The following is a 3,427-nucleotide window of genomic DNA, read 5'->3' as shown; positions in this document are numbered from 1 at the left end:
CAGTGGATGGCTCCCGATGAAGTGATCGAGGTGCCGGACCTGGGCTACCTGGCCAGCCCCTCGTTCCAGGCCCGGTTGATCGGCCGCCGCCTGGCCGGAGTGTTCGGCGTGGAGGTAGAGCCTACGCCGATGCTGATGACCGACCAGGTGATCCGCAACCGCGACTGGCGGCAGCTGCCCGAAAACCTGCCGGTGAAAACGCTGATGAAAGTGCGGCTGGAGAAGTTCGAGGCGCTGTTCACCCCGCAGGGAAAGCCCAAGGCCTACCTGTCGACGGTAACAGTGCTGGACTCCGACAACGGTGACAGGGAACTGTTCTCCCGCCTGATCAAGGTTAACGACCCGCTGGTGCACAGAGGCGTCTATTTCTATCAGAGTTCCTACAGCCCCGGCGGCGGCGGCGCGCAGTGGGTCGAGCTGCGGGTGGCCTCCAACGACAGCGCAGGCCCGGCTCCGGAGACAGTGAGATTACGACCCGGCGGCCCGGCGGCGGCTATCGGCGCGGGCGGGGATTCGCTGAGGGTCGATCAGTTTGTCGGCAGTTTCCGCATCGGCGAGAGCGGCAATGTCAGCAGTTCTCCCGGCGAGGACACCAACCCGGCCGCCCAGGTGGCGATTATCAGCGGCGGCCAGGAAGTGAGCAAGAACTGGATTTTCAAGAATTTCCCCGATTTCAGCCATCAGGCCGGCGGCCCTTACCAGGTGACCATGCTCAGTTACGAAAAGACATACCTGACCGGGCTGACCATCCGCACCCACCGCTCACAGACCGTAATCTGGATCGGCTTTACCCTGATGGTGATCGGCGTGCTGCTCTCGTTCTATGTCAACCACCGCCAGTTCTGGGTGATGGTTGCGGCACGGGAGCAGGGCTCGCGGGCCTGGATCGCCGGGGTGAGCTACAAATGGAAACAGCCGTTCCGCAAGGAGTTCAAGGATTTCTGCGACAGGGCCGCCGGGACTCAGTCCGGCGGCAAGGCTTGAGATTGATTCGCCAGGCGTGAACTAACTCAGCAGAGGCAGCCCAGGATGGAACCGATATTATACAAGATAACCCTCTGGACATTCTTCTCGGGCATGATCGCCCATTTCATCGGCCTTTACCCGAAAGAGGGGGACAGGAAGGGTAAGACGCTGATGGCTCTCGGTGTGCTGCTGATCGCCGCCGGCTTTGTCAGCCTGACAGCATTGATAGCAATCCGCTGGACAGCCCAGGGGCGCATGCCGATCTCGAGCTCCTACGAGTATATCAGCGTGCTGGCCTGGTGCGTGTCCGTGATCTATTTCGTCGTGATGCGCAAGCTGCGCAGCCTGTTTATCGGGGCCTGCCTGTCGCCGGTCCTGTTCCTGGCGATTGTGTTCGCCGGGCTGTACCCGATGCGCCTGGAAATGACCCTGGTGCCCGCGCTGCAGAGCTACTGGCTGAAAATCCACGTCAGCATGACGATTATCGGCGAGGCGGCGTTCGCCCTGGCGTTCGTGGCCGGGATTCTCTACCTGATCAAGAATGTAGCTTGGAACGAGGTCGGCCGCCCGGTCAAATCGAAAAGCTTCACAGCCCTGCTGGTGTCGCTGGGCGCCGGCCTGATTGTCGTGTTCGGCCTGCGCGGCGCGGGGATAGTGCTCACCGAGCTTGCGGGTCTCAAGCTGATTGTCGGTGCGCTGGGCGGTGCGCTGATGGTTGCGCTGCCGGTATACGTCCTGCTCTGGCGCAAGCTGGTAACCGGTAAAACCGGCGGGTTCGGCGGGTTTCTGTTCGCTCTCGCCGTGCTTTCGCTGATCATCGGCGGCATGAGCCTGGCCTCTGTCCAGAACCGCAGCAGGCTGAAACTGGAAAACCTGATGCAGGATATCCAGGCGGTGGACCAACTCAGCCAGTTGGCCAACCATCAGGGCGGAACGATCGAGGCCCCGGCGTGGCAGGCGTTTATCGAGTCGCGGAAAGCCGAACTGGAGACGGTCCTGAGCCTGGAGCGTCTGCAGGCCGAGCGCAAGCATTCGCTGACCGCAGACGAGGCCGCGGAAGTCATGAGCGGAAGTTCGCTGGCCGGCCAGCTTCAGTTCCCGCTCAGCCTCGGCGAGATCCGCGAGCAGCGTCACCGGATCCAGCTCGAGGCAGGCCACCTCCAGTTGATGGCCGAGCGCACCGGCCTGCCGGTTTCGCTCCAGCGCCTCCACGGTCTTCGCGCAAGCCTGGTCGAGAGCTACAACGACGTGCTCTCATCCGACCTGATCCCTCCGCACGAGGGCAGCGAGGCGGTGTTCATGGGTTACATGCTGCTGTTCGCCATCCCCGTGTTCATCCTGTTTTACTGGCTGTCACCGAAACTTCAGGGCAAGATTCCCGAACTCGATACGCTGGATTCGCTGGCCTACCGGTCAGTCAGCCTGGGCTTCCCGATCTTCACATTCGGCGCGCTGATCGCCGGAGCGATCTGGGCCCATTACGCCTGGGGCAAATGGTGGTCCAACGATCCCAAGGAGATGGGCAGCCTGATTGTCTGGCTGACGTTCCTGATCTACCTCCACTCCCGCTATATCCGCCGCTGGAGCGGCAACCAGGCGGCGGTTGCGGCGATCCTGGGGTTCCTGTTCGCCATGCTCAGCTTCGTGGGCAACAGTGTCCTGGGCGGTCTGCACGCTTACGGTTGATCTCGCATGCAAAATGGGATTATCTTTCAGACCCCGGCTCGGTGGCCGGGGTCTGTTTATTTAGCCGGAGTCTTTAACCGATGGCGACAATCAATCTGGAAAACGTAACGTTCGCCTACAGGTCGTCTCCTGAACAGCCGGTGCTCAGGGAGATCAGCGCGGAGATATCGCTCGCGGGCAATACCCTGGTGCTGGGCGGCAACGGAGCGGGCAAGACCGCCCTGGCGCGTGTCCTGGCCGGTCTGGACAGTCCCTCCGCCGGAGCCGTGAACTGGCCCGATCGTCCGGATGAAAGGGAGAGTGACCGTATCGTGAACCCCCGGGCCGGGGTGGTGTTCGAGCAGCCGGAGTTCCAGTTCCAGGGATTCAGCGTCCGCGAGGAACTGGCCAGCGGCTTGCTGTATCGCGGAGCAGGGCGCGGCGAGGCAGCCGAAAGGGCGGAGCTGGCAGCAGTGCGCTTCGGTCTGGAAAGCCTGCTCGACGCCGGTCTGGATTCATTGAGCAAGCAGCAGAAACTGGCCGTGCTGGTCACGGCGTTCTGCCTGTTGGACCCCGAGCTGCTGGTCCTGGATTGTTCGCTGGCAGAGCTGGAACGGGATTTCAGGCTCAGGCTGCTGGAGTTCTGCTCCGCCCCTGAGTCGCCGTCGCTGGTGGTTCTCAGCCGCCGAGCCGAGGACCTGGCGATCCTGGAAGGCGCGGAGTTGTTCTCTCTGACAGACGGCCGCTTGGCGCCGTTGACGTTCAATCCGGGAGATCCGGCGGATATCGATAAGCT

3 protein-coding genes and 1 pseudogene (2 of these 4 cut by a window edge) are annotated in these 3,427 nt (G+C 62.4%); all 4 read left to right on the top strand.

Going from position 1 to position 3,427, the window contains the following annotated elements; all coding sequences use genetic code 11:
• Positions 1-25: pseudogene (locus tag FVQ81_08430) on the top strand (cytochrome c biogenesis protein ResB) (it extends 638 nt beyond the left edge of the window).
• Positions 7-984, top strand: a complete 978-nt coding sequence (locus FVQ81_08425; GenBank protein MBW7996575.1) for a cytochrome c biogenesis protein ResB — start codon at positions 7-9, stop codon at positions 982-984. The pseudogene FVQ81_08430 and the gene FVQ81_08425 overlap by 19 nt, the downstream one beginning before the upstream one ends.
• A 45-nt stretch (positions 985-1,029) precedes the next feature.
• Positions 1,030-2,652, top strand: a complete 1,623-nt coding sequence (locus tag FVQ81_08420; GenBank protein ID MBW7996574.1) for a hypothetical protein — start codon at positions 1,030-1,032, stop codon at positions 2,650-2,652.
• Positions 2,653-2,732: 80 nt separating this feature from the next.
• Positions 2,733-3,427, top strand: the 5' portion of a protein-coding gene (locus FVQ81_08415; protein ID MBW7996573.1) for an ATP-binding cassette domain-containing protein. It continues 199 nt past the right edge of the window; the window shows 695 of its 894 coding nt (coding positions 1-695); its start codon is at positions 2,733-2,735; the stop codon falls past the right edge of the window.

The sequence above is a fragment of the Candidatus Glassbacteria bacterium genome, from assembly GCA_019456185.1.
GTDB lineage: Bacteria > Gemmatimonadota > Glassbacteria > GWA2-58-10 > GWA2-58-10 > JAJRTS01.
The sequence above is the reverse complement of the archived record's forward strand: the minus strand, read 5'-3'. Positions and strand labels throughout refer to the sequence as shown.

Bases quoted from the DNA above. Each gene is read 5' to 3' on its own strand.
- FVQ81_08420 (MBW7996574.1), top strand. From the start codon at position 1,030: ATGGAACCGATATTATACAAGATAACCCTCTGGACATTCTTCTCGGGC.
- FVQ81_08425 (MBW7996575.1), top strand. From the start codon at position 7: ATGGCTCCCGATGAAGTGATCGAGGTGCCGGACCTGGGCTACCTGGCC.